At 44.8% G+C, this 26,096-nt stretch carries 21 protein-coding genes; 11 read left to right on the forward strand and 10 right to left on the reverse strand.

Going from position 1 to position 26,096, the window contains the following annotated elements:
• Positions 1-6 precede the first annotated feature (6 nt).
• The 6 genes from JK628_RS21690 (at position 7) to JK628_RS21715 (ending at position 5,219) form a co-directional block, all read left to right on the forward strand.
• A complete protein-coding gene (locus tag JK628_RS21690) occupies positions 7-891 on the forward strand; it encodes a LysR family transcriptional regulator (RefSeq protein ID WP_202286963.1) in 885 nt (294 codons plus the stop codon).
• A 100-nt stretch (positions 892-991) separates the two neighbouring features.
• Entirely contained in the window at positions 992-1,990 is a 999-nt protein-coding gene (gene dgcN / locus JK628_RS21695; protein WP_202286964.1) for an N-acetyltransferase DgcN, read from the forward strand.
• Positions 1,987-3,018 (forward strand): N-acetyl-D-Glu racemase DgcA, encoded by a 1,032-nt coding sequence (gene dgcA / locus JK628_RS21700; RefSeq protein ID WP_202286965.1) that lies wholly within the window; start codon positions 1,987-1,989, stop codon positions 3,016-3,018. The genes dgcN and dgcA overlap by 4 nt, the downstream gene beginning before the upstream one ends.
• Positions 3,019-3,315: 297 nt before the next feature.
• Positions 3,316-3,666: a hypothetical protein gene (locus JK628_RS21705; RefSeq protein ID WP_237524091.1), complete on the forward strand. Its 351-nt coding sequence runs from the start codon at positions 3,316-3,318 to the stop codon at positions 3,664-3,666.
• Positions 3,667-3,784: 118 nt separating this feature from the next.
• On the forward strand, positions 3,785-4,492 hold the full coding sequence (locus JK628_RS21710; RefSeq protein WP_202286967.1) for a HupE/UreJ family protein: 708 nt from the start codon (positions 3,785-3,787) through the stop codon (positions 4,490-4,492).
• Between the two features lie 76 nt (positions 4,493-4,568).
• Positions 4,569-5,219, forward strand: a complete 651-nt coding sequence (locus JK628_RS21715) for a hypothetical protein (RefSeq protein WP_202286968.1) — start codon at positions 4,569-4,571, stop codon at positions 5,217-5,219.
• Between the two features lie 112 nt (positions 5,220-5,331).
• On the opposite strand, the gene JK628_RS21720 is transcribed toward JK628_RS21715, so the two are convergent.
• The 5 genes from JK628_RS21720 to JK628_RS21740 form a co-directional block, all read right to left on the reverse strand.
• Positions 5,332-6,177 carry a chitinase gene (locus JK628_RS21720; RefSeq protein WP_202286969.1) on the reverse strand — a complete coding sequence of 282 codons (846 nt, stop codon included), beginning with the start codon at positions 6,175-6,177 and terminating at the stop codon, positions 5,332-5,334.
• A 384-nt stretch (positions 6,178-6,561) separates the two neighbouring features.
• Positions 6,562-7,011, reverse strand: a complete 450-nt coding sequence (locus tag JK628_RS21725; RefSeq protein WP_202286970.1) for a DUF6491 family protein — start codon at positions 7,009-7,011, stop codon at positions 6,562-6,564.
• A 253-nt stretch (positions 7,012-7,264) separates the two neighbouring features.
• Entirely contained in the window at positions 7,265-8,104 is an 840-nt protein-coding gene (gene fghA, locus JK628_RS21730) for an S-formylglutathione hydrolase (RefSeq protein WP_202286971.1), read from the reverse strand.
• 103 nt (positions 8,105-8,207) lie between these two features.
• Positions 8,208-9,338, reverse strand: coding sequence for an S-(hydroxymethyl)glutathione dehydrogenase/class III alcohol dehydrogenase (locus JK628_RS21735; protein WP_237524092.1), 1,131 nt, complete (start codon positions 9,336-9,338; stop codon positions 8,208-8,210).
• A gap of 195 nt (positions 9,339-9,533) precedes the next feature.
• Positions 9,534-9,800 (reverse strand): DksA/TraR family C4-type zinc finger protein, encoded by a 267-nt coding sequence (locus JK628_RS21740; protein WP_202286972.1) that lies wholly within the window; start codon positions 9,798-9,800, stop codon positions 9,534-9,536.
• Positions 9,801-10,049: 249 nt separating this feature from the next.
• Here JK628_RS21740 and JK628_RS21745 point away from each other — a divergent pair, with 249 nt between their 5' ends.
• Entirely contained in the window at positions 10,050-10,919 is an 870-nt protein-coding gene (locus JK628_RS21745) for a LysR substrate-binding domain-containing protein (RefSeq protein WP_202286973.1), read from the forward strand.
• A gap of 417 nt (positions 10,920-11,336) precedes the next feature.
• Here JK628_RS21745 and JK628_RS21750 read toward each other — a convergent pair whose 3' ends face one another.
• Entirely contained in the window at positions 11,337-13,631 is a 2,295-nt protein-coding gene (locus tag JK628_RS21750; RefSeq protein WP_202286974.1) for a patatin-like phospholipase family protein, read from the reverse strand.
• A 585-nt stretch (positions 13,632-14,216) separates the two neighbouring features.
• Here JK628_RS21750 and JK628_RS21755 point away from each other — a divergent pair.
• From JK628_RS21755 to JK628_RS21770, 4 genes are all read left to right on the forward strand, one after another.
• Positions 14,217-15,221 (forward strand): ABC transporter substrate-binding protein, encoded by a 1,005-nt coding sequence (locus tag JK628_RS21755; RefSeq protein ID WP_202286975.1) that lies wholly within the window; start codon positions 14,217-14,219, stop codon positions 15,219-15,221.
• Between the two features lie 83 nt (positions 15,222-15,304).
• Positions 15,305-16,204: an ABC transporter permease gene (locus tag JK628_RS21760; protein ID WP_202286976.1), complete on the forward strand. Its 900-nt coding sequence runs from the start codon at positions 15,305-15,307 to the stop codon at positions 16,202-16,204.
• Positions 16,197-17,435, forward strand: a complete 1,239-nt coding sequence (locus tag JK628_RS21765) for a quaternary amine ABC transporter ATP-binding protein (protein WP_202286977.1) — start codon at positions 16,197-16,199, stop codon at positions 17,433-17,435. Before JK628_RS21760 ends, JK628_RS21765 begins: the two co-directional genes overlap by 8 nt.
• A gap of 16 nt (positions 17,436-17,451) precedes the next feature.
• Positions 17,452-18,687 carry a carbohydrate porin gene (locus tag JK628_RS21770; RefSeq protein ID WP_202289925.1) on the forward strand — a complete coding sequence of 412 codons (1,236 nt, stop codon included), beginning with the start codon at positions 17,452-17,454 and terminating at the stop codon, positions 18,685-18,687.
• A gap of 109 nt (positions 18,688-18,796) precedes the next feature.
• On the opposite strand, the gene JK628_RS21775 is transcribed toward JK628_RS21770, so the two are convergent.
• From JK628_RS21775 to JK628_RS21790, 4 genes are all read right to left on the reverse strand, one after another.
• Positions 18,797-19,846 (reverse strand): cytochrome-c peroxidase, encoded by a 1,050-nt coding sequence (locus tag JK628_RS21775; RefSeq protein WP_237524093.1) that lies wholly within the window; start codon positions 19,844-19,846, stop codon positions 18,797-18,799.
• 273 nt (positions 19,847-20,119) lie between these two features.
• Positions 20,120-20,410 (reverse strand): hypothetical protein, encoded by a 291-nt coding sequence (locus JK628_RS21780; RefSeq protein WP_202286979.1) that lies wholly within the window; start codon positions 20,408-20,410, stop codon positions 20,120-20,122.
• Between the two features lie 23 nt (positions 20,411-20,433).
• A complete protein-coding gene (locus JK628_RS21785; protein WP_202286980.1) occupies positions 20,434-23,178 on the reverse strand; it encodes a TonB-dependent receptor plug domain-containing protein in 2,745 nt (914 codons plus the stop codon).
• A gap of 20 nt (positions 23,179-23,198) precedes the next feature.
• On the reverse strand, positions 23,199-26,015 hold the full coding sequence (locus JK628_RS21790) for a cadherin-like domain-containing protein (protein ID WP_202286981.1): 2,817 nt from the start codon (positions 26,013-26,015) through the stop codon (positions 23,199-23,201).
• Between the last annotated feature and the right edge of the window lie 81 nt (positions 26,016-26,096).

The following is a 26,096-nucleotide window of genomic DNA, read 5'->3' on the forward strand; positions in this document are numbered from 1 at the left end:
GGCTTTATGAGATTACGTCATATAGAGATTTTTCACGCGATTTATACCACCGGCTCGATAACCAATGCCGCGCAGTTTTTACATGTGTCACAACCTTCGGTGAGTAAGGTGTTAGCCCATGCTGAAATGCAGCTGGGGTTCTCACTATTTCAACGACAGAAGGGACGGCTCACGCCCACCAGCGAAGCACAAATGCTATTTAGCGAGGTCGACAAGGTATATAAGCAGATCCACTCGGTGCGTAATACGGCAGAAAATATCAGAAAAAGTCGCAGTGGCAGTATAAGCATTGGCGTCACCCCTGCACTAGGCTTTGATTACTTACCCGAAACCGTGGCTGCATACCGGAAATCACACCCCGACATCAACATCAATCTAGAAACCATACACAATGAAGATGTGCTACAAGCCTTGCTTGAGCACCGAATTGATTTCGCACTGGTGTTCTCTCCACCGCCACTCGCTGGAGTTAGCCAACATGTTATTTGTAATTCAGAGTTGGTGCTGATGTATCCAACCGGATCCGAGCACTCATTTGCGGCAACCGTTCCCATTCAAGCCTTAGAAAACAAAGAGCTCATTGGAATTTGGGATAGTGGCCCTCTTGGCGACATTTTATGGAATCGCATAAACCAAGAAGCAATATCAGTTAACAGCAATATTCAGGTACAGACCTATTTCATTGCAGCCAGATTGGTGGCACAAAAGATGGGAGTATGTGTAGTGGACGAATATACAGCTGCCGGAAACCTGAATGATGAAGTGTCGATGGCCAACTTTGAACCTCCACTTAACTTCAAATTATCGGCTCTTCACTTAGAGAATAAAGCACTGTCGAACGTCGCAACCGCTTTTCTTGAACAGCTGAGGAAAACAGCCGAAAAAGCATAGGTATAACCTTTAGTTATGTTGCTGGTAATTGTTGGTATTTTCAACTCAAACAAGGATCGCTTAGCTTTAAGTTATGTACTAAAACACACTTAAGGCTACCATGAATATAACTGCGCCGTATCTACTCTTCTTGGGCGATGCAACCGATAAGCTCTCGATCAAAATGGCTCAAGGAGTCGCCGATTGGCGTCCTGATTTGTGTGTTGGTCAGCTTAGACTTCCTGGTTGCGAGGTGTCTACAAACTTGCCCGATATGAGCATTCAAGATGCCCATGCAAAAGGGGCAAAGACCTTTGTACTCGGATTTGCTAACAGTGGCGGCACTATCGACCCGAGTTGGGTTCCCTACATTATTGAAGCGCTCAATGCAGGGCTTAATATCGTTAGTGGCCTACATGATAAATTGACGGATATCGCTGAAATTAGGCAAGCAGCCGCAGCAAAAGGGCTGCAACTTACCGATATACGTCACCCTCAGCAAAAATTCAAAACCGCTAATGGCGTAAGTCGCCCAGGAAAACGGTTACTCACCGTTGGTACTGACTGCTCGGTGGGTAAAATGTATACCTCCCTAGCCCTAGATAAAGCGATGAAACAGCATGGTTTTGATGTTGATTTCAGGGCTACTGGTCAATGCGGGATCTTAATTGCTGGTAGCGGGGTTGCAATTGACTGCGTCGTTGCAGATTTCATCGCTGGCGCCAGTGAAAGCTTGAGTCCAGCGAATAAGCCTCTGCATTGGGATATTATTGAAGGCCAAGGTTCACTGTCACACCCTGCATTTGCTGGTGTTAGTTTAGGCTTACTTCATGGCGCTCAACCCGACGCACTGGTCATTTGTCATGCCTTAGGTAGAAGTTCAATGCGTGGCCTAAACCACTGTTTACCTCCATCAATTAGCGACACCATCGCGATGAACTTAGCGGCGGCTAAGCTTACCAACCCTGACTGCTCCATTGCAGGCATAGCGATTAACACGTCAAGTGTTGATGAAGAGGAAGCCTTGCTGATCTGTGAACGTATCACTGCTGAGTTTAAACTGCCTTGTGTCGACCCACTGCGCCACGGCGTGGATATGATTATCGAGCGCTTATCATGAAGCTATCCTATCAATTAGTTGAACAATCATGGCCGTTGGCGAAAGAGTTTAGGATCTCTCGCGGCGCCAAGACACAGGCCAACGTGCTACTACTCGCGCTCTCAGATGGTGAACATCTTGCGTGGGGAGAATCGGTTCCCTATGCTCGTTACGGTGAAACACTCACTTCGGTTTCGCAGCAAATTGAGCGCATCATGCCGCTTCTGTCGAGCCAAACGAGTGGCGAACAATTAAGCCAGATGATGCCTGCGGGCGCAGCACGTAACTTAGTCGATTGCGCGCTTTGGGATTTACGCGCTAAAAAAGCTAACGCCTCTGTAGCGACATTGCTGGGGCTAACACCCGCATCAACAGTGATCACCGCACAGACCCTCAGCATAGACACCAAAGAGCGCATGGCGGCTGAAGCCCGAACGATTGGCAATGCTCAACTGATAAAAATTAAGCTAGATGAGCATGACATCATCGCAAAAATGGAGCAGATCCACCTTGCTGCGCCGCAAAGCCAATTCATTATCGATGCCAATGAAGCCTGGAGTTTTGAAACCTTAATCCAGGTATTACCTGCACTCGCAAAGCTCAATGTGGCACTCATTGAGCAACCGTTACCCAGCAACAACGACAGCGACTTAGCGACTCTATCTTCACCGATACCGATTTGCGCCGATGAATCCTGTCATGTCAGTGCTGATCTAGCCAAATTAAAAGGAAAGTACCAAGCGATAAACATCAAACTGGATAAATCCGGTGGCTTAACTGAAGCGGTAAAACTAATGCAAGCTGCGACTGAACAAGGTTTTATCATTATGACAGGTTGTATGGTCGGCACATCGTTGGCGATGGCCCCCGCCTACCTTCTCTCTGGTGCATCCTCTTTTGTCGATCTTGATGGACCACTGCTCATTGCTAAAGATAGAGATAACGGCTTTACCTTTGCTGATGGCCAAATGCAACCTCACTCGAGTGCTTTTTGGGGCGGTGAAAACAATCAATCTAATGTTGAGCTAGCGAGGCTATTTACATCTTAATGCTTACATTATTGCTGTCTCCCCTGTTGTTTCGTCCCCTACCGTCTAGGACACTGTTGTGCCACGCTTAATTGGGCACAACAGCTTATCTTATTGTTAGTCGCGAGGTGATAACAACGCTCTCCAAGTCTTGCCACTCAAACACCGATCTGATTTAATCGTTGCCTTAGCCGATAATCGAAGATAACAATTATCAACACAACAAACATTCAGGCAAGGCGACTCAATACGCCTCCCCAGCAGTCAAAAATAACATTAGCGATCATGCTAGTGCTGTTGCTGTGCCAGTTGTTTGTGATGAGTTCAGCTTATTCGGTGCAGTACCCCAATGGTAAGCACCCTATGGGCAGCAATGTTAGTCACCACCATAGCCACGAAAATAACCATCCCTTAACGGCCCATCACGACAGTGATAATATTTCCGCTTTTAATGCTACCGAATCGATTATCGATATTGTTGAGCGCGATAGCGGCTTATCGGCCGACAGTGGTGAGCATGATCACAGCAACCATTCACATACACCATCGCACCTGCCAATCGAGTCACATTTTAATAGCGACTTCTATCAAGCCGGTACCTTAAGTGATGCTGATGTGTTGTTTAGTAACCATAGATACGCACCACCCAACCCACCTCCACACAGCTAATTATTTTTCTATTGTGCGATAAGTGAAACGCACAACATCGTTAATACGCACCAGTAACCGATTGAAATTGTTGCGGGATATCTGCGTATGACAGAAATGAATAATTGGAGTATCTGTAATGAGCCAACCTTTGGCGAAAGCCATGGCTACCACCACGAAGCTAGTGGTGATTTTTTTGGGGCTATTTGCCTCTTTCTCTCTGTTCGCTCACGGCGTAGATGAGGGGACTCGGCAGTTTTTAGCCGCTAACCAAGGGGTATCAATTCTGCCCTTTATCTATATCGGCGCTAAACACATGGTCACCGGATATGATCACCTACTGTTTTTAGTGGGGGTGATTTTCTTTCTCTATCGCACCAAAGATGTATTGCTGTATGTCAGCCTTTTCACTATTGGCCACAGCATTACCTTGTTGTACGGCGTGTTTTATGACATTCAGGTCAATGCTTATCTGATCGATGCCATTATTGGGTTTTCAATCGTTTATAAAGGTTTTGATAACTTAGGCGGATTTAAGCGCATGTTTGGTTTTCAGCCCAACACCAAAGTCGCAGTGATGATCTTTGGCCTATTCCATGGCTTTGGCCTTGCCACTAAAATCCAAGAGTTTAACCTGCCACAAGAGGGGTTATTAGCCAATATTATTGGGTTTAATGTCGGCGTAGAAATTGGGCAGTTCTTAGCGTTAGGCGTGGTACTTATTGTCATGAGTTTTTGGCGTAGACATCAGAGCTATCTTAAGTTTGCAACGACTGCCAACACACTGCTAATGAGTGGTGGATTGATGTTAGTTGGCTACCAACTCACTGGTTACTTTACCAGTTAACGCTTAACAAGATAGCCGCGTTCAACGGCAAAATACAGCTCAATACGCATGCGTAATTACCCTTTTAGGAACAACAATGAAAAACCAAACTAACAATCAAGCAACTGACACCATAAGCAGTACCATTAGCGTACCCGTCCACTCTAATGCCACTTTACTGAAAGCGAGTATCGTCGCCACCGTCATCGCTGCTGTGGTATTGGTCACGGCTATTTTGCCCGCCGAGTACAATATTGACCCAACTGGGATCGGAAAATCACTCGGGCTAACAAAAATAGCCACGGCAGCGACAGCTGCGATTATTCCAAGCGCTAAAGCCGCGACCAACGTAATGAAAAGTACTGATTCCATTGTGATAATAAATGCACCGTCAGTGGCAGAGATAAAGCAAGTTAGAGCAGAGGTACTTGGACTGCGCCAAGATACGGTCGACATAGTGATTGCGGCAGGCAAGGGCTTAGAATACAAGCTACTGATAAATGAAAACGAACATTTAGAGTATGAATGGCACACCGATGGCGCTCCATTGTATTTTGACTTTCACGGTGAACCTCAAGGTGATACGACCGGCTTTTTTGAAAGCTTTACCATCACCACATCCGATCAAGTGAAGGGCACGCTTACAACACCTTTTGCAGGATCTCACGGCTGGTACTGGAAAAACAAAACCAGTGCGCCAATTACGGTCACGTTAACCACTAAAGGCGCTTATCTGATTAAGGGTTAGATTCAATGACAAAAAATCCCGCTTACTAGTAATAAGTGAGCGGGATTTAAATACTAATAATTAAGACTATTACAGTGAAATAGGTTACACCTAAAATGCCTATAATTAGCTCTTAATGGTTAAAGTTGGCCATATGGCTGGCTTGATTCGTATTGTACTGTTCAAGACTCATCGTCTCGGCGGAGCCTTGTGGGAAGAAGTTCTCAACAAAGTATTGATAATATTGTTGACGATCAATTGCTTGCTTATTAGGCTGGCTGTCCGCAGGTGTTAAAGGGACAACCGTATTGTTGTTGGCATCCCAACTCCCAGCTTCGATTCCCCCATTGATGATGTCGGTTACAACTCCCATTCTGTTAGCAAAAGTATGATTAACCCGCCCTTTAGCTATATCATTTTCATTGGGTTGCCATAAGCCATTGATTACCGCTGCACACGATGGTTTATTCCATTGCGGGGTGCACCAGAACCAAAGTGCCGTAGCCCAGGCAAGATAAGGCGTTTCAGCCACTAATTTAGGATCATTAAAAATATCTTGCTCATTATTGGGGATCCCTTGGCTTGCAGCTTGGTAGTTTGATTCGTATGACAGCTGCAATGCACCACGGCCATAATACGATTGAGATCCATCTGGCGTTAATCCATAAGCGGCACACCATGGAGTTTGACCCGGATTGATCGCACACCGCTCCTGCGTTGCCGCGCCGCCTTCGATAACAAAAAACAACCCTTTATTAAAGGTATCGCTATTGTAACCATCGCCTGTCGTTTCATGGCTAGCATTCGCCAAGAAGGCCAATAGATTGGTCAGTGTTAACGCCACCGTAGTCCCCAGCATTTCACTTTCAAACTGCTGATATGCGGCAACCAGCGCGGCATAGCTATAAACACTATCTCGCTCAGGAAACATTTGGTTAAATTGATCTTCAGAGAGCATAAAGCGGCTTTGATTCGACATGTTTTGACTTCCTTGTTATTGAGTTCAGCTAATGGAATACACCTATCCCACTATTAATAAATTCATACACCATGAATTAGGTCTGTGGTTCAGTTACAGCATTTAAAAACCAACAACACAATCCTAGACCATAGATTCAAAACCAACCTTACGGAAAGCTTACTGCGAGCAGTGACCCCATACTCTTTGCCTATTTTGTAATAAAAATAATGTTCTCAACCTTGTTCACGTAATAGCCTGCATTGGACGCAAAGCCAATCACCCCTTCATTGTCACACTTACCAGATCAGCCTCAGATCTTATTAAAGGTAAAATTTAAGTAACAAAAAAGCCCGCTCACTATTTATAAGTGAGCGGGCTTTTTTGGTGATTTAGCAAACGCTTTTATTCGGCGTTGCCCTTATCGGCTTCTTTTTCCTCAACAGCAGCAAAAGCGATAATTTTTTGCTTAATCGCCTCTTTCTCAGCCTTATCTTTTAAACGGTAGATGCGCTTTATCTGCGACTTCTGCATTGGCTCCTGTGGAGTCGCTACTGAATCGAACCCGACCTCAACCTTTCCCAAGGTTGAAGTAATCAACAGCCCTTGGGCAAACTTCAAATTATTCAAGCCACCATTCAACACCAACAAGTAACTCTGTCGCGGTTTAGAGTTAACGATTACCGTATATTTATCGACATTCTCCCAACCATCCATTCTAAAGTTATCGATAGAATTAACCTGCTCTAATTCAGGAAAAGTATACAGTGCAGATCGTTCTTTCGAGGCCTCTGATGATGCGCAACCCGCTAAAAATATTGCAAAGCTAAGTGCTAGGATGTTCCATATCTTCATTGCTATCTCCCTAATGTATTGTTATCAATGATATGAGCTAACTTAACTCTAGCGTGAAAACAGCAGAGTGCCAATACTCGTCATCCTCGATGAGTTAACCACAAAATGACCCTATAGCACTAGCACTCTACACTCCCTCACATAACGACAATAGCTGAACCACATAAATACGGTGTTCTGCGCAGCAGAGGCAATTTCCGCCCATAAAAAATGCCGCTACAGAGCGGCATTTTTAAAATATGACAGAGTAAAACTAGTCGCTTAAATGCGCTGCATGAAAACGCATATGCTGCTCAATAAAGCTGGCGATAAAGTAGTAACTATGATCATAACCTTCATGCATATTAAGCGTTAACGGATAACCGCTCACTTTAGCCGCAGCCTGCAACATTTCAGGTTTAAGTTGCTCAACTAAAAAGTTATCAGCTTCACCTTGATCAACTAACGCCGGTACAAAGCTTGTGGCTTTACGCATTAATAGACTCGCATCGTAGTCAGCCCAAGCATTAGTGTCACGACCAAGGTATGCTGTCAGTGCTTTTTTGCCCCAAGGGCAATTAACCGGGTTACTGATCGGGCTAAAGGCAGAAACAGACTGATAAGCGTCGCTATTACGCATGGCAATAACTAAAGCGCCATGTCCACCCATTGAATGACCGGCGATTGAACGCTTGTCTGATACTGGGAACATTGACTCGACTAGCTTTGGCAGTTCACTGACCACATAATCATACATTTGATAATGACGACTCCAAGGCGCTTGAGTCGCGTTCACATAGAAACCCGCGCCTTGGCCTAAATCATAGCCTGCATCATCCGCGACACCTTCACCACGAGGGCTAGTGTCTGGCGCCACGATGGCAATACCCAATTCAGCCGCTAATGCTTGAACACCCGCTTTTTGCATGAAGTTTTCGTCAGTACAAGTTAAACCTGACAACCAATAAAGCACGGGAACTTTCTGGCCATTTGACGCTTGAGGCGGTAAATAAATAGCAAATCGCATGGCACAGTTTAACGATTCTGATTGGTGAGTATATTGCTTGTGCCAACCCCCAAAACTCTTATTCACACTAATATTTTCAATTGTCATACATACATCTCTTGTCGCGCCCCCTTATTACTTCCACCTTAGCTGGAAGCAATAAGAAAGCGACTGAATGGGTTTAGATTATCTTTCGAGTGGCAGTGTTAACTTACTTATCGAAATGGATAACAGTACGAATACTCTTACCTTCGTGCATTAGGTCAAATGCTTCGTTAACTTGCTCTAGGGCCATTGTGTGAGTAATAAAGTCACTTAACTTAAACTCACCTGCCAAATAACGCTCAACGTACTCAGGTAGCTCAGAGCGGCCTTTAACACCACCAAAAGCACTACCTTTCCATACTCGGCCAGTCACTAGCTGGAATGGACGAGTTGAGATCTCTTGACCTGCACCAGCCACACCAATAACCACTGATTCGCCCCAACCTTTATGACAACACTCAAGTGCGCTGCGCATTACGTTGACGTTACCGATACACTCAAATGAGTAATCAACGCCGCCATCAGTCAGCTCAACAATCACATCTTGAATTGGCTTGTCGTAATCTTTTGGGTTGATGCAATCTGTTGCACCCAATTGACGAGCTAATTCGAACTTGCTTTCGTTAATGTCGATAGCGATGATACGTGAAGCTTTAGCCATCGCTGCACCAATCACTGCAGATAGACCAATACCGCCCATACCAAATACAGCAACAGTAGCTCCCTCTTCAACCTTGGCAGTATTCATCACTGCGCCCATACCAGTTGTAACACCACAACCCAATAAGCATACTTCTTCGAGAGGTGCTTCAGGGTTAACTTTGGCAAGTGAGATTTCAGGTAATACTGTGTATTCAGAAAAGGTTGAACATCCCATGTAGTGGAAAATATCGACACCATCTTTAGAGAAACGCGTAGTGCCGTCTGGCATTAGGCCTTTACCTTGAGTTTCACGGATCTTCTGGCATAAGTTAGTCTTACCAGACTTACAGAACTTACACTCGCCACACTCTGGCGTGTATAAAGGAATAACATGATCACCGACTTGAACACTGGTTACGCCTTCACCAATTGACTCAACGATACCGCCACCTTCGTGACCTAAAATACAAGGGAAGATCCCTTCTGGGTCATCGCCAGATAGTGTGAACGCATCGGTATGGCAAACACCCGTAGCAATCATCTTGACTCGAACTTCGCCTTTTTGCGGCGGCATAACATCAACGATTTCCATCGTCAGTGGTTTGCCAACGGCCCAAGCAACTGCGGCTTTAGATTTAATAGTCTGTGCTGTCATGTGTAATTCCTACTTTATATAGAGTTAAAAAACGGTCTTATTCTGTTCAATGCCGTAATGAATATGCGAGCATTATAGCGAGGACTCATAAAATGATAATCCCACCATTATGCAATTAACTTTTACCGTATGGTAATAATAGTGGCTAATTTACCGCTTTTATCATTACCTAATTAGCCAATGCGCTTACTGTTGTTAGCGCAACTGACTATCTTTACTACCTCGTCTGTTAAACAAGGTGACTTTTTTACTTTTCTCATCCAGCTCACTTTGGCAACTAACACAATAGCGAACACCTTGAATCGCCTTGCGACGCGCCTCTGGGATCGGACTATCGCACTCCTCACAAAATAGTAAGCTGGCTTCCGATGATAATCCGCTACGAATTTGAGCTACGCCATCGGCGACACTATTATCAATCTGATCTTGCACCGCTCCATCACGGGCCCATCCACCAGCCATAAGGACTCCTTTATCTAGCACGCTGGTTACGTGGCAGAGTTAAAGTTTAGAAGAACATGGGCGAATTACCACGTTCCTTTGATTGGTTAAATTATACCCAGCGAGGTAAGAATGATAATCCCACTAAAGCGAAAATTTCTTTTACTGCACAGTAATAATTTGCCACGAACAAGGAAGATCACTTTGCATTTCAACCAGAGTTAGTAATAATTGACGCCATTAGAGAGTGACAAATAGTAGAGAGCGTATATGTTCAATTGGGAAGGTGTCAGTGAGTTTGTTGCAGTAGCAGAAGCTGAGAGCTTTACTAAGGCTGCCGCACGCCTAGGAATATCGACGGCTCAAGTCAGTCGTCAAGTGAGCGCACTAGAAACACGACTTGCTGCTAAGTTGTTTCACCGTACTACCCGCAAGGTATCGGTAACTGAAGTTGGCAGGATCTACTATCAGCACTGTCGCCAAGTCTTAGATGGTTTAGATGAAGCAGAAAGGGCGATCACCAATTTACAGACCACCCCTAGAGGCTTACTCAAAATCACCGCGCCGGTAACCTATGGTGAGGGCATGATTGCACCACTCATTAACGATTTTATTACTCAATACCCAGAGCTTGAAGTACAGATAAACCTCACCAATTTGAAAGTAGACCTGATTGATGAAGGCTACGATCTCGCCATCCGCTTAGGCCAGCTAGAAGACTCAAGCATGATGGCAAAACGCTTGGGTTCTCGCACGCAATATGTCTGCGCCTCACCCAGCTATCTGTCTACCTACGGCTTACCACATTCATTGTCTGAACTTGAACAACACAACTGTTTAGTGGGCACCATGGACTACTGGCGCTTTCAAGAAAAAGGTAAAGCCCGTAATGTACGCATCAAAGGTAACTTAAGCTGTAATAGCGGTCATGCCTTGGTCGATGCTGCTATAAAAGGGCTGGGCATCATCCAGCTACCCGATTATTACGTTAGCGAATTTATTGAGTCCGGAAAACTAGTACCACTGCTGGAAAACAACCGCCAAGCGGTTGAGGGAATTTGGGCGCTCTACCCTCACAATAGACATCTATCTCCTAAAGTACGTATGTTACTCGATTTCTTAAATGAAAAAATAGTTTAGAGATTGAAACTAACACAGCTCAAAGGTTCTGCCCAGCGTGAGGCTGCGGCAGGATAATTGCGCGCTCTACCCCACTATTCACGAAAGACATCTATCGCCTAAAGTACGTATGTTACTCGATTTCTTAAATGAAAAAATAGTTTAGAGATTGAAACTAACGCAGCTCAAAGGTTCTGCCCAGTGTGAGGCTGCCGCAGGATAATTGGGCGCTCTACCCCACTCTTAACGAAAGACACCTATCGCCTAAAGTACGTATGTTACTCGATTTCTTAAATGAAAAAATAGTTTAGAGATTGAAACTAACGCAGCTCAAAGGTTCTGCCCAGCGTGATGCTGCAGCAGGATAATTGGGCGCTCTACTCCACTATTCACAATGAATACCTGACTTAGTCGCAGGCTTTTAGTTGCGACTAGCCACTAAAAGGTTTTACCTAAGGTTAGGTAAAGGGTTTTATGTTGCAGGTCGTCAATACCAAAGCCAAGTACTGCTGGGCCAAACTCAGTTTCGGTGCCGATAAATATACTGCTGGCGTAGATCAGATCGTCAAGCCCGCGCTGATCTTTATATTGCCAAACATTACCCGCTTCGGCAGAAACGCCCAAGTAAAGTGGTTTGTTCATGCCACCGAATCCCTGCCAGTTAATACGATACTGATACACCAGTGACCCATACGCGAGCTGTGAACCCACCAGCGCATTTTTATGTAAGCCAGATAGGTTTAAAAAGCCCCCAAGTTTATGAGTATGTATTAAGCTCACCTCATCACTATCTGTGCCGCTAACTTTGAGCTTACTGATCAGCGTGTGCTGTTTGAGGCTACGGGCATGCTTGAGGGAAAACTCATAATTGAAAAGTGCAGTATCACCAAATACATCACCGACAATGGGTAAAACAAGCGAGTCCAATTTATCGTCGTTATAAGCCCCCTTGAAATAGAGCTGGGTACCGCGGTTCGGAAAGCTATAACTGTCTAAACTATCAAAACTAATAATGATAAATCCGGAGTAACTCTGATAATCAATATCAAGATCAATCATTGATGGGCCTTCTATATTGCCGATTTCAGCAGCTATCCCCAGTTCAACGATCATATCGTTACTCAGATTAACCCCAATCGAGGAGCTGATACTGTGTGCCTTAGTCAACGTTTTTAAACTGCGCTGGTTATCCCAAAAATACAACTGTTCATCTTGGGAGTATTGATAACGATTTTTCCAATAATAATGCTCTAACGGATCGAGATGTAGACGATACTCGGTCGCAAGACGCTTCTCTTTGCCTGAAGATAACTCAAAACGCAGCAGTCCTTGGCTATCTCCGACATGATGCATCGTATAAGCGAGATCGAGCTTAACGTCAGATATTTCGCTAAAGTCCTCTTCCAATGAAAACCCGATATCAAAAAAGTTAGGCCCCCAACTTTTCTCATTGGCAGTGATCTGTAGTGTTTTTTGAGAGTCTTCATCCGTCACAACTTCAGCTGCAATTCGCTCAAAGCTATTAAGCGCATAAACACGATCCACCGCCTCCACTATTTCGTCTGCATCAACGCTATCGCCAGCGTTAATGTCTAGAGCGGCGCTTATTTTCTCTGGCGTCTCACGACTATTATTAACTACGATAACGTTATCAATCGCTCGCCGTTGAAAAGCCTCTAGAGCTTGCTTATAGCGCTGTCGATTATCAACATATAACGCAAACTCCTCGGCGCTGCTTTGCAATGGAATAAGCCTGTCGGCATGGGCAAGTGCCGCCTGTTCTCCTTTTTCAAAACCCAGTGGCATGCTGCTAAAATCGGTGGTGCCTAGCAAACTGATATCGGGACGAATAAGAATATCTTGCGGCTGTAAATTCTGCACCTGCTCAACGGCATTAGCTCGCGTCATCATGGTGGATAGCTGCGACAATATCGCAAAGCTATCTTGCAACTCCTCTTTCGGCGCCAATTCGGCACCAATATCAACTGCAATGACAATATCAGCGCCCATTTCGCGCACTGTATCTGCCGGCATATTGCTCACCATGCCGCCGTCGGTTAGGTATTTACCATCAATCTCTATCGGCTGCAAAATACCTGGCACCGATGCAGAAGCCTGCATCGCAGCCAGCAAGTTGCCTGAATCTAAAACGACAGCGTGCCCAGTGGCAATGTCAGTGCTGATCGCTTTAAAGGGGATAGCTAAATCATCAAATGAAGTTTGTCGCGGCACCATGCCTGTAGACAGAATATAAAGGTTCGCCATAGTTTGGCCGCGCAAGACGCCTTGCGGCAATAGAATTTCACCATCTAGCGAGCCAAACTCAAAGGGTAAATTAAAGCGGTCAAAATCTTGTTTATCATGATAATTCAATGCCGTTCTCGGCACCGTATCATCAAAGCCACTGACCCAATCGAGCTCAAGCATAATCCGCTCGATATCATCGACACTGTAGCCAAGCGCGTATAGTCCACCAACATAGGCACCAATACTGGTGCCAGCAATATAATCGACCCGTATATGCTGCGATTCCAGATAACGCAGCACGCCCACATGCGCCGCCCCTTTTGCGCCACCACCACTCAACGCCAGACCAATTTTTCCGAGAACCGGCTTAGACTCTCCCATATCAGCGTGCAGCAGCGGTTCTTGCTCACGAGCAGACACGGCCGCTGAATTCAGCACTACTGCCGTCATAAGTAAAACACCTGCGCTAGCTAAATAATGACTCAAACCCATTACACCATCACGAAAATAGAGCGGCTATTTTAAGATGTAAGTGATTGACTCATTAAGTGCCGGTTGTGAGTTTTATTGTCTCGAATAGAGAGACAATATACTGCAGTCAAAAATATCACGCTAATTTACAACAGGTTAAGATATGAAAATTTGAGTTGTGATAAGCACATTATTTCGATTAGGGCTACGGCGGCTAATTCGGATCATACAATAGCACTGAGTGTGCACTACTCCAGCTAGAGGCATCACGCCTCATGAACTGCGAGTAAAGCGGCATCTTCATCACTTAGCTACTACTATATGTAAACCACAACCCAGAGTGATTATTAATTCGAGTTCAAACTATTTCGGTGGTGTGTTAATTGATGGAGATCACAAGCTAGGGCGGGAAAACTGTTAAGTCGATGCCAGTCGTGTTAATTTATTTCGTTAATTTCCTTATGTCAGCCACACTTTTGGTAATAAAGTTGTCACGGCGTCGTTACCCGCAACATCCGAAGCGCAGTCCCTAGTTTGAACTCTAACAATTGTTAGAAAAGGCACATGCGAAAAATCTCTAACCTCACATACGGAGTTTTTATGAAACGTATACTTATGATTGGTACTCTGCTGCTTAGTAGTGCCGCTCATCAAGCCCTTGCCGAAGAGCAATGCGGCAAGGTCACTATCGCTGATATGAATTGGAGCTCAGCTTCATTAATCGCTAACGTCGACCGTTTTATCCTCGAGCATGGCTATGGCTGTGACGCCGAGTTAATCCCTGGCGATACTATGCCTACCAGCACCTCAATGATCGAAAAAGGTGAGCCTGACATCGCGCCAGAAATGTGGACCAATACAGTCAAAGAGCTTATCGAGCAAGCCGTTAGTGACAAACGCTTGGCCATCGCAGGCTATTCACTCTCCGATGGTGGTGAAGAAGGCTTTTGGGTACCGCAATATATGGTCGACAAAGACCCAAGCCTAAAAACGATTGCAGGCATTATCGCCAAAGTTAAAACCTTTAAACACCCAGAAGACCCTGATCGTGGTGCCTTCTATGGCTGCCCAGCGGGCTGGGGCTGTCAGCTTTCTGCAGAAAATCTATTTCGCGCACTAAAACTGAGTGATGCCGGTTTTGATCTTATTGATCCAGGTTCAGGAGCGGGTCTTTCAGGTTCTATCGCCCGTGCCTACGAGCGTGGAAAACCTTGGTTTGGTTATTACTGGGCACCGACCTCAGTTTTGGGCAAGTACAAAATGTCCAAGGTCGACTTTGGTACAGGTATTGATGAGGAGCATTTCCGCGACTGCATCTCTCAAGCTGAGTGCGCCGAGCCACAGGTCACCATGTACCCCACTTCAGTCGTACAAACGGTCACAACAATGGCTTTCGCTGAAAAATCAACAATTCAGTTTGAGTACCTTGCTAAACGCTCTATCACCAATGCACAGATGAACGATCTTCTAGCTTGGATGGAAGACAATCAAGCGGATGGCAATATTGCCGCTGAGCACTTCCTCCTAACCCATCAAGACATTTGGCTTACTTGGATTCCTGCTGACGTCGCCGCAAAGGTGAAATCCGCACTAGCAGATCTATAAGTCACACCATAATGCGAGGCCTACAAAACCTCGCTATTTTGCTCCCCGTCTAAATTATTCATATAAAAAATAAAGAGGTAGAAATGGCTGACTTTTCTTGGCTCAGCAAATTCCCTAAGATGGACCGTGCCACCTTGCTGGAAATCCGCAAATATTTGGATGGCACCTTTCGGGACTTTTCCCGCGAATATGGCGATCTCATCGAGTCTTTTTTCGATCCACTGCTCAGCTTTCTTATCTGGTTTGAAAAGCTATTAGTACAATCTCCATGGTGGGCGGTACTGCTGTCGATTACGGCGTTGGTTTACGCTGCTAGTCGTTCATGGAAATTGTCTTTAGGCGTGGTGGTTTCCTTCCTGCTGATTGGCTATTTCGGTATGTGGGAAGATACGATGCGTACGCTAAGCATCATTACCGTATGTACGCTAGTGGCCATTGCACTAGGCGTACCTATTGGTATCTTAATGGCGCGCAGTAACCGAACCCAAGCCGTGATAACACCAATTCTGGATGTGATGCAAACCATGCCCGCTTTCGTCTACTTGATCCCCGTGGTCATGTTACTTGGCATTGGCAAGGTACCCGGCGTTATCGCCGTGGTTATATACGCTATTCCGCCCGTTATTCGATTGACTAACCTGGGGATCCGCCTAGTCGATAAAGAGGTGCTTGAAGCCGCTACTGCCTATGGTGCTAACCCAATGCAACGTCTGTTGGGGGTGCAGTTGCCACTGGCCTCACCCACCATAATGGCGGGTATTAACCAGACCATTATGATGGCGTTAGGCATGGTCGTTATCGCGTCAATGATTGGCGTTACGGGGCTAGGTCAACCGGTGCTTAAGTCGATCACCAACCAATATTTCACCCTCGGGCTGTTTAACGGTTTAGCCATTGTTGCACTAGCCATTATTTTTGATAGAGCTTCTCAAGCCTATGCCAAACGTTCGCAAAAACATACCCGGAGTGGACATCATGAATAACGCCTCGCCTAAAGAGCCACTCATTCAAATTAGAGATCTGTATAAGGTCTTTGGCAAAAAGCCAAACAAGGTTATGCCTTTAGTAAAAGAAGGTTTATCTAAGGATGACATCTTAGCTAAAACCGGTCATACGGTCGGCCTTAAAGCCATTAATCTCGATATTCAAAAGGGCGAGATCTTTGTGATTATGGGGCTGTCAGGTTCAGGTAAGTCGACTTTGATTCGTCATTTCAATCGGTTAATTGATCCTACCGAAGGGCAAATTCTGGTTGAAGGCATCGACGTGATGCAGCTCAATACCAAAGAGTTGGAGCAGTTTCGTCGTAATAAAATGGCCATGGTATTCCAACGCTTTGGCTTAATGCCCCATAAAAGTGTGCTGGAAAATGTGGCTTACGGCCTAAGCGTACAGGGGGTAGACAAAGCCATTAGAAATGCCAAAGCCAAAGAGTGGCTGGAGACTGTCGGCCTGAGCGGGTATGAAGCGCAGTACCCTGCACAACTTTCTGGTGGTCAGCAACAACGTGTTGGCCTAGCAAGAGCCTTGTGTACCGATGCCGAAATCCTGCTGATGGATGAAGCTTTCTCGGCTCTCGATCCATTGATACGTAGTGAGATGCAAGACCAACTGATTGAACTGCAAAAAGATCTCCACAAAACGATTATCTTTATTACCCATGATCTCGATGAAGCGCTGCGTATTGGCGACAGAATCGCGATCCTCAAGGATGGCAATCTGGTTCAAGTAGGACAGCCGGTGGATATCTTGCTCAACCCTGCCGACGATTATGTTGAGGCCTTCGTCAAAGACGTCAACCGTCCACGAGCCTTAACCGTCGAAACCGTGATGAAGCCACCCGCAAATCGCCTTACCGCCGAAACCATCGGTGAAGCACTTAAACAAATGAAGCGTATTCCGGCAGATTATGCCTACTACGTTACCGACGAGGGCTTCCAAGGTGTTGTGTGCCAAGAAGCATTAGAAGACGCCGTAAAAACAGATAAAGATGCGCTCATGGAAGACTTCAAAGTCGAAGAGATGAGCCCAATCTCACAGGACGCGCTGCTCGAAAGTATTATTCCGGCCACTATGGAATCTGACTTTCCACTGCCGGTTGTCGATTCAGAAGGTGATTTGCAAGGAGAGCTTTCGCGAGCCCACCTAGCTGACGTGCTATCTGACTTCTACACTGATGATGCCGACAACAGCGACTCACAAAAATCAAACTAAAAAACAAGGATAAATGATGATCCGTTATACACTTGCTGCTTCCTGTATAGCCCTTGCGTTAACTGCTAATGCAAATGCCACCCCAGTAGATGAAGAACTAGAGGCGTTAAAAGCCCGAATCGAGCAACTAGAATCCCAACAGCAGAAGGAATCTGAGCCGCTAGTCGCCGAAGAGAAGAAAAAAGACAATGCCGTCAAGTTTGGCGGTGCCGTTCGTGTCAATTACTCCTATGAAGATTTTGACGATGATAATGCTGACCGCGGTGGCGATTTTGATTTCGATCTATTCCGCATCGACGTTTCAGGCAGTTACGAAGACTTGAGCTACTCTGCTCAGTATCGCTGGTTTGAATACATGAATGTCATTCAGCACGCATGGATTGGTTACAACTTTACTGAACAACAGCAGGGTAAAATTGGTGTAACTCAAGTACCATTCGGTATGCTAACTTACGCATCAAACAGCTACTTCTTCAGCTCTAACTTCTATTTAGGCTTAGAAGATGACTACGACATGGGCTTAAATTATACCTACACTGGTGATAAAAACCGACTCGATCTCGCCTTCTACAAGAATGATGAGCAAGGTGGCCTTGATGGTTATGTCTCAGACCGTACCGATCGTTATGCTTACGATGTTGTCGGTATTCGTTTAGAGGGTGAAGATGCCTATGCCGCTCCAACTGACGGCTACGACGCCGCAGAACTAAACACCTTCAACGCGCGTTATGCCCATAACTTGGCATTCAATGATGTTGATGTTGAGCTCGGTGCATCCATTCAAGCTGGCCAGCTTGAAATTGCCAACGGTACCGATGGCGACAACGTTGCAGCAGCAATCCACGGTGTGGTTAACTACGACCGCTGGAATGTTAAATTGCAAATGACCGATTACAAGTATGACGTTGATGGCATGGATGTTGAGCGCATTGTTGTGGCCGCTTACCACTTCTATGACTCTATTCCAGCAGAAGCGACGACTTATATCGCCAACGTAGCATACAGCCTACCTGTTGATATTGGGCCAATATCAAACCTAACCTTCTATAACGACTACTCAGTGGTTACTGATAAGTCTGCGGATCTAGATGATACCTTTATGAATGTTACAGGCATGGCTATTACTGCTGGCGGACTCTATACCTACGTCGACTTTGTTGTCGGCAAGAACCAACCCTTTATCGGCGGCACTATGGTCGGTGATGGTGATACCAACAAACGTTTTAATATTAACTTCGGTTACTATTTTTAAAGCTGCTTAAAGAACGGAATGAGCTACAGCTCATTTCACTCATCCTATAAAGCCCGCTTATCGAAAGATACACGGGCTTTTCTCAACATGTAAATAACCATGAATCCAATTATGGCTCTGGCATGTAACGCATATGTGGCCCTCTTGCAGGGTGACCCGATATCGATTCTAGAAATGCCATTAGATCTTTGATCTCATTTTGAGTCAATTTAAGCGGCTTTAAGTGGATTGAAGTTTGTGGTGCTAGCGGATCCTCACGTGTTTTTTGGCTCGCTACACCGCCCATATTATAAAAATTCAACAAGCCTTCCATGTTGACGAATAAGCCATTATGCATCCAAGGTTTGGTATTCATAACTCCTCTCAGCCCAGGCGTTCTGAACTTGCCCACATCATCATAGTTACGCGTTTGATTATACAAACCTAGATCTTGATAAAACCTTTTATAGTAAGTCAGCCCGATGTTATGAAATTGGCTATCACTCATTTCAGGACCATTATGACAATTCATACATCTGGCTTTAGTTCTAAATAGGTGTAGACCTCTGACTGATTCATCAGAAAAAGCGGCACTTAACCTTTGCTTTTGGCTTTCTTCCTCAATTTCACTTGCCATCAGGAAAATATCAAATCGACTTCGGCGCGATAGAATGGTTCGCTCAAAAGTGGCAATGGCTTGTGCAATTCGTTCTCGAGTCACCTCTTCACTGCCGAAAGTTAATTTAAAGAGCTGCACATACTGCGGATCATTACTGAGCCTTTCCTCTAGCTCATCAAGAGTAAAGTTCATTTCAACACTATCGGTAATCGGCATCAGCGCTTGTTCTTCTAAACTTGCCGCCCTACCATCCCAAAAAAGGCTGCTGTAAAAAGCGCTATTCTCAATACTGGGGGCATTACGTTTGCCTTTTAATCTATGATGACCAAAAGACACTTGCCTACCATCAGCCCAACCTAAATTCCTATCGTGGCAAGAGGCGCAAGCGATATGGCCTGACCGCGAAAGCTGGGGATCATGAAATAGCTTGTCACCTAAACGCAGCTTAAGTTGGCTAAATGGATTGTCTGCAGGGAAAATGGGAGCCGGCAACAAACCTAACTCTCTTTTTGCAATGCCTACATCTAGTAAGGGTGCAGGCCAGCACTTAGGCGCTTGCATATACAAGGCCCTTAACTCGTCAATATTAGGCGCCTCCAGCCCCATAATTATGCTCGGCAAACATCGAATATTCGTTGGCTCCTCCGCGGCCGCAGCATAGTGAAAGCAACTAAAAATCATACATATAAGAGTAAGCATGAATGCATTGTGTTTGCGATAATATGTGAACTGAAAAGCACTGAAAGGGATAATTGTTATCACTAGAACGACTCAAGCTAGTAAAAAATTGAAGCTGTTAATGCAACAGCTTCTCGATAAAGCTATTTGTAGTGGTTACTTAATGACCAGTGTGGTTTGCGTAGCATCAATCGCCACCAGCAAACGAGCCTCTTTCGCTTTAGCATCGCTATCTAGATTCCAGCACGCATCAACTCTTTCACTGCTGGCTGATGCTAAAACAGAATGAAATAGGCTCGCCTTTTTTAACCACTCATGGGAGCCAATATCATTGCTCGAGATATAACACAGCTGTTGACTACCATCACTAATAATAGGCGCTTGGTGGGCTTGTACTGCAGTGCTAGCTAGCAGACTTAATAGAAAAACAGTGTTTAAAATTTTCATGTGAAACTCCTTAATTTTATAATCTAATGTTGGTATGCAACGCCTAGCCAGAAGCGGCGACCCAGCTCTGTGCCAGTTGCATATGGGTTAACTTGATAGGTACGGCTATTAGTGAGGTTTTCACCGTCAAAACTGAATGTAATACGATGGTTTTTAGCTATTTCAAGGTCATATTTAATACTGCCACTGAGTAACCAAAAAGCTGGTTGTTCACCTTTAATATAAAGTGGGTACTCAGTACGGCTAGTCACACAGCCCTCACAAATACTGGTCGATTGCCGTAATGACAAATACTTACCTGTAGCAAAGGCCACATCTTGTTTAGAGCTATAGCGGGCATAAGCTGATAGGCGCCAATTACCCCAGCCTCCACCCCAACTTAAGTTCGCTATAAACGGACGGTTGTAATCCTGCTTGGCTAAATCCAAATCATGCTGAGTGATGAGATCATTGATAACCTTTGTTTGACCGGGTTTATCGGGGTCTGGCACTATTTGCTGTAAGTAAACCAGTTCACTTTCATCATAGTTAAAGTTTAGTTTTTCGTTTCGTTGTGCGTCACTTACTATCGTTTCGCCATCAAAACTTGCTTTATCAGTTTCATTTTTTACATGGGAGATATTGAACTCTACATGCTGACTGGCAAAGCTTGCCATCCAAGATAAGGAGTATCTTTGGTATTTACTACTACCACTATTTTCAGCAAATAAAATCGCCTCTCCTTGACTGTTGACACCTTTAACTCGATTAATTTGATCTTGGCTTCTACGCGCAAGCCATTTAGCTTCAAGCGTTCCTCCAAAAAGAGACTGCCTAAATGCTAAGGTCAATTCATCGCTAAAAGGTGTTTTGGTGTCTTGGTAGACAGTACGGTAACCGTTTGAAGAAACCTCGCGTTGCCACTGCTGTGGTTGATTTTGATAGGCTCGCCTCACCTCTTTATAACTAGGTTGTACTGCTTCATTTAATTTATGGTGAGAAAGATCGGCTTCATAATAGCGATTAACACCCAATACCAGCACACTGTTGCCACTATCAAACAGATCGTATGCAGCTCTAAAACGAGGTGCAATATTGTGTTGCTGAATAAAGTCGTTGTAATCATAACGCAGACCTAAGGTGGCATTTAATGACTTCCAGTTGAACGTTTGCTCTGCATATAACGCAGCAGCCCATAAGTCGACTTTAGTGCTGGCCATAGGTGAAACCTGTCGGCTCTGAAAGTACTGACCCGTTTGCAATACGTTATTTTGATAGAGCAGCAGATCATCTAGGTTGGTTAAGTCTAACGGGCGGCCTAAATCTCGCTCTAGCTCTGAAATAGTTTTAGCCAACACGGTTTCGACACAATCTAAGGTGTAGCCAGCGCAGTCAACATTAGGGTTAACCACTGCACCATTGTATAAAACGGCATCGACAAGGCGGTCAAACTCAGTGGTTTGCTGCTTAATTTCTCCGCCAAAGCTTGTTTGAGTTTCACCCCATGAAAATGACTGCTCATTGAGCAGATAGTCCTGCTTTAACGTAATGTTTTGCTGGGTTTTATCGATACTGCCATAACCACCTTCAGCGCTAGCCTGACTGCCGTCATAGCTCCCCCAATCTTTACCTTTCAAGTTAACCCAATTAAACCAATAACTCGGTGCGGTTTTACTATTGAGACTTTGATGCCAAGACAGACTGGTTTCAATGTCAGCCCATGGATTACTATTATTCCAATCCAATAAGATACTCTGTGAGCCGCCATTGATATCAAAGTTACTATTCAAGGCATAGGTATCAAAATATTGACCTTGATACGGCGCGTAAATAGCAGTGACTTCCAGCTCATCGTTGGCGCTAATATCATGGTGATACTTAATCAGCCCATTATAATTAGTCTGTTTTTGAGGCTTAAGCACACCCAGTTGTAACTTGGTTTCTGATGACTTTAGCATTTGCAGTTGGCCCAAAAGACCGGCGTTCTCACCTATAGGCGTAGAAAACGAGGCCGACATATCTTGTTTAGAGAAACTCGGCTGATAAATCGTCTCCTCTCCTGAAAAATCAGGCGCGTAAAACTGATTGTAAGTCACAAAGCTATCCGAGGTTTGCCGATAACTAAGCGACCAACTTGGTGCATCCGTTGCTTGTTTAGTGGTAACGCTAACCACTCCGCCAGAGAACTGACCATATTTGGCAGGGACATTGGAGTCATAGACTTCAATTTCCTCTAACAACTGCAAGTTGATAAAGCTTGCTTGACTATGACCAGAGACATCTTGCAGTAAGTTTTTATCTAAAGATGCATTACCGGTACTGAGACGAGAGTTGTTATTCATGCCGTTAATAAAATAGCCTGATTGATAACCATCACTGCCAGACAGTGATACTTCCGCAGGCCTAATATTACTGGCCTGCTCAGCACTGTAGCTTTCTTCTGAGTACTGCACACCCGGCAATAAACCTAGAATATCATTCAGGTTACCATTACCAAATTGATAGTCCTCAATGAGTTGCTGATTGAGTGTGTAGCTACCCGTACTTTGGCTTGAAATCGGGGTTGGTCGTCGACCTACCACCTCAATCACTTCCATTGCCGCTTGCTCTGGCGCTGAATTTTTTTGCTTACCGGTTGCTGCGTCCTTCTTTGGTGAAAGTGCTGGCTGCACTTTAGACTTAACTAACGTTTGCACGTCATTTTCAGCGCTAACAGCTGTTGATAATGTGCTCGCAAACACAATCAGCATAGTGCTGATTGTGTTAATTTTGTGAGAGTGTTTAGTCATTACTACTTCTATTCACTCACTTAATGTACTGCAGGATCTAGAGGCTTACTGTCATCTAAATCACTATAGCCATCGTTGTCACTGTCGCTATCTAAGACAAGGCCAGATGCTTGGATCTGCGCTTCAGTAGCTGATGCACTAAAGAAGTTAGGTAAACCGTCATGATCGGTATCAACTGTTGCCACCGATTGCACAGGGAAGTGATTTTGATTCGCTAATGCCGTAGCAACCTTGGTTTGGATCGCCGCTTTTTCAACGGGTCCCAAATGCTGGTTTTGCATTAATGCTTGTGCTTCTTGATAAAAAGCAGCACCGGCTAACTGAGTCGCAAAGAAGGGCACATAATTGATTTGGGTTTGATTAGAAGCGGTGTTTAATAAGGCTAAGTTCGCATCGATCAACTTTTTCAACTGCGCTCTTGCGTGGCTATATAGCGCTGCATAGTCGGCATGCAATCCTGCTTTTTGGTCAATTTTCTCGATAAATAGCGGATAGTTATTCTCACTACCTCTTTGATCTAAGAAGCGCTCTGTGATTGCACTTAAAAAGCTGTCAGCAGCGCGCTTTTCAAGCGCAATGATCAAATCAATAGTACGATCATAGTAAATGTTGGCCCGGGCATAATCGCCACCTTTAAAAGCGGAGCCCGCAATCTGCTTCAGTAGATCAATTCTTACCGATGAATCAGTGTCATACTTAGCTAGGTTGGTTTCGGCTACAGCTAAAACTTGCTCTATTTCAGCCTCTAATCCACGCGGATAGAGAAACTCAATAAGCTGCGAATTTGCTTGAACTGCATCCTCTATACTCACATCAGTGCCGTCAACGCCATCGGCATAATATTGCTTCGCGAGCGCGACACACATTTTAGCGACACGGACGGTAGCTTGTTGATATTGCGCGGCATTGTCACTGTCATCAAGCGCTAGCTCATCATAGACTTCAATTAGCTTTTGGCATCCGACATTACCTGTAACAAAACCCTGCCTAAAAAGATTTTGCTGTACGTATTCTGCAGAGGAAACCAAGGTTTCAGCCTCTTCTAGCGCTAATACTGCACCAGCATAATCTGCCATACGCAAACGATAGATAGCCAAACCTGGAGTACTTGAGCCATAGTTAACTAAGTTGGTGAAATGATTTCTTAGTTGCGCTTCATCTCGACTGTCGAGCACCAATGCTAAGGCTTTGTTTCCATCAGGCTCTATTTGCGCAAGTGCCATCAGTTTGGCATCAGCAGCCTCCGATGCTGCATATGCTCGCATCCAGCTGGCTTCTGGGATCCCCTCTATAAAAATTGCTGGGTCAATTTCAGGATAAAGCACCACAATCGGTTGGATGTTAAAAGCGACCCCCGCAGGATACTCAACCATACTGACCGCGCTGTACAAGCTGGCCTCTCGTGGATATAGCGGATCGTAGTTAACAACCCCATGCAGAGCTAACAGGTCGGCAGCCGCGGCTTTGGCTTTATCCCTAGCATTAAGACGAGTGTAGAACTCTATTATTTGGACTAATGCCACTTGGCGAACACTGTGAAACGGCTTACCTAGGTTGCCATTACGGTCATTAGAGACATTCTGATAACCGATACGGTTAGCGTAATCGTAGAGCTTGTCGAGGTTAAGCAAAGCAAACGCTATGTCGTTATCGCTATTAGTTTGTTCCCAAATTTTAATGAGCTCTTCAATTTGTCGGCTGTAACCAAAAAATGCGACTAAAGCCGCTCGGTTATACTCTTGACTTAATACGGATGAAAACAGCAGATCAACGATATCAAAAATGCCCGTTGCCGAGATCTCATCACCTGCCGCTCTATATGACTTAGAGAGATCGATATAAAAGCTCACATCATCACCGTTAAAGCTATTAACACCTTTAGATGCGAGATATTGATTATAAATAGACTTAGCTTCACCCCTTAGCGTTTCCGCCTCATCAACTTTTCCAAGCTGCTGATATTCATTGGCGACTCGTAGTTTTGTATCGGCAAAAACGGGAGCTGAAATTATTTTACTGGCGTTAAGCAGCTCATCCACTTGTGTCGTTAGCTCAGCAGTGGCGTAGCCAATCGCTAAACTGCGATTAATAACAGACTGATTGATATCATCATTGAGGTTTTCACTGATTGCGGCAGCTTGCTTTAAGTGTGATAACTCAGAGGTATAGTAGTAGTAAGCTCTATCAGCATTGCTGGCAAGATTAGTGGTAATTTGAAAACGCTTTTGCACCTCTTCAATGCCATCAGAGACGCTAATAATTACCACATCGTCGACCTCAAGCAGCTGTTCGAGTTGATAACTGACCTCTCCAGTGGTTGCGTCCAGCGTTAACTGACCATTTTCAGGTGCCTTCACTAAGGCATAGCTCAATGTATCTTCATCAACATCAGTAGCACTCACCGAGCCGGCTTTAATTTCATTACCACTGACTAACAGTGTATCGCCATTAAACACAGGTGCATCATTCACCGCAGTGATGGTTAGCGACACAGTTAAACTGCTGTCTTTACTGCCATCACTCACAAGCACTTCAAAGCTATCACTGCCAAAATAGTTGCTATTAGGTGTATAACTTGCCACTCCAGTTTGAGGATTAAGCTGCAATGCGCCGCGAGCAGGAGCATTGCCTACAGAGTAAGTGAGTAGATCTCCATCGGCATCTGTAGCGCTAGTCGAAATAGTTTGCGTGCTATCTTCCGCTAAACTAACAGCCATTGATGACTCTGAAAAAATTGGAGCACTGTTGCCACTACTGCTGCCACCACAGGCAGTTAAAATAGAAAGTGACAAAGTTGTAATAAGGTAAGGCAGCAATGAGCTCTTGTTGTGATACATCTGTTTATCTCTATTCGTTAAAAACATGCAGATGCTAATGAGAACAATTCCTATTAACAACAAAGTTTACAAAACTGTAAT

The organism is Shewanella sp. KX20019, assembly GCF_016757755.1.
In the GTDB taxonomy this organism is placed as follows: Bacteria; Pseudomonadota; Gammaproteobacteria; order Enterobacterales; family Shewanellaceae; genus Shewanella.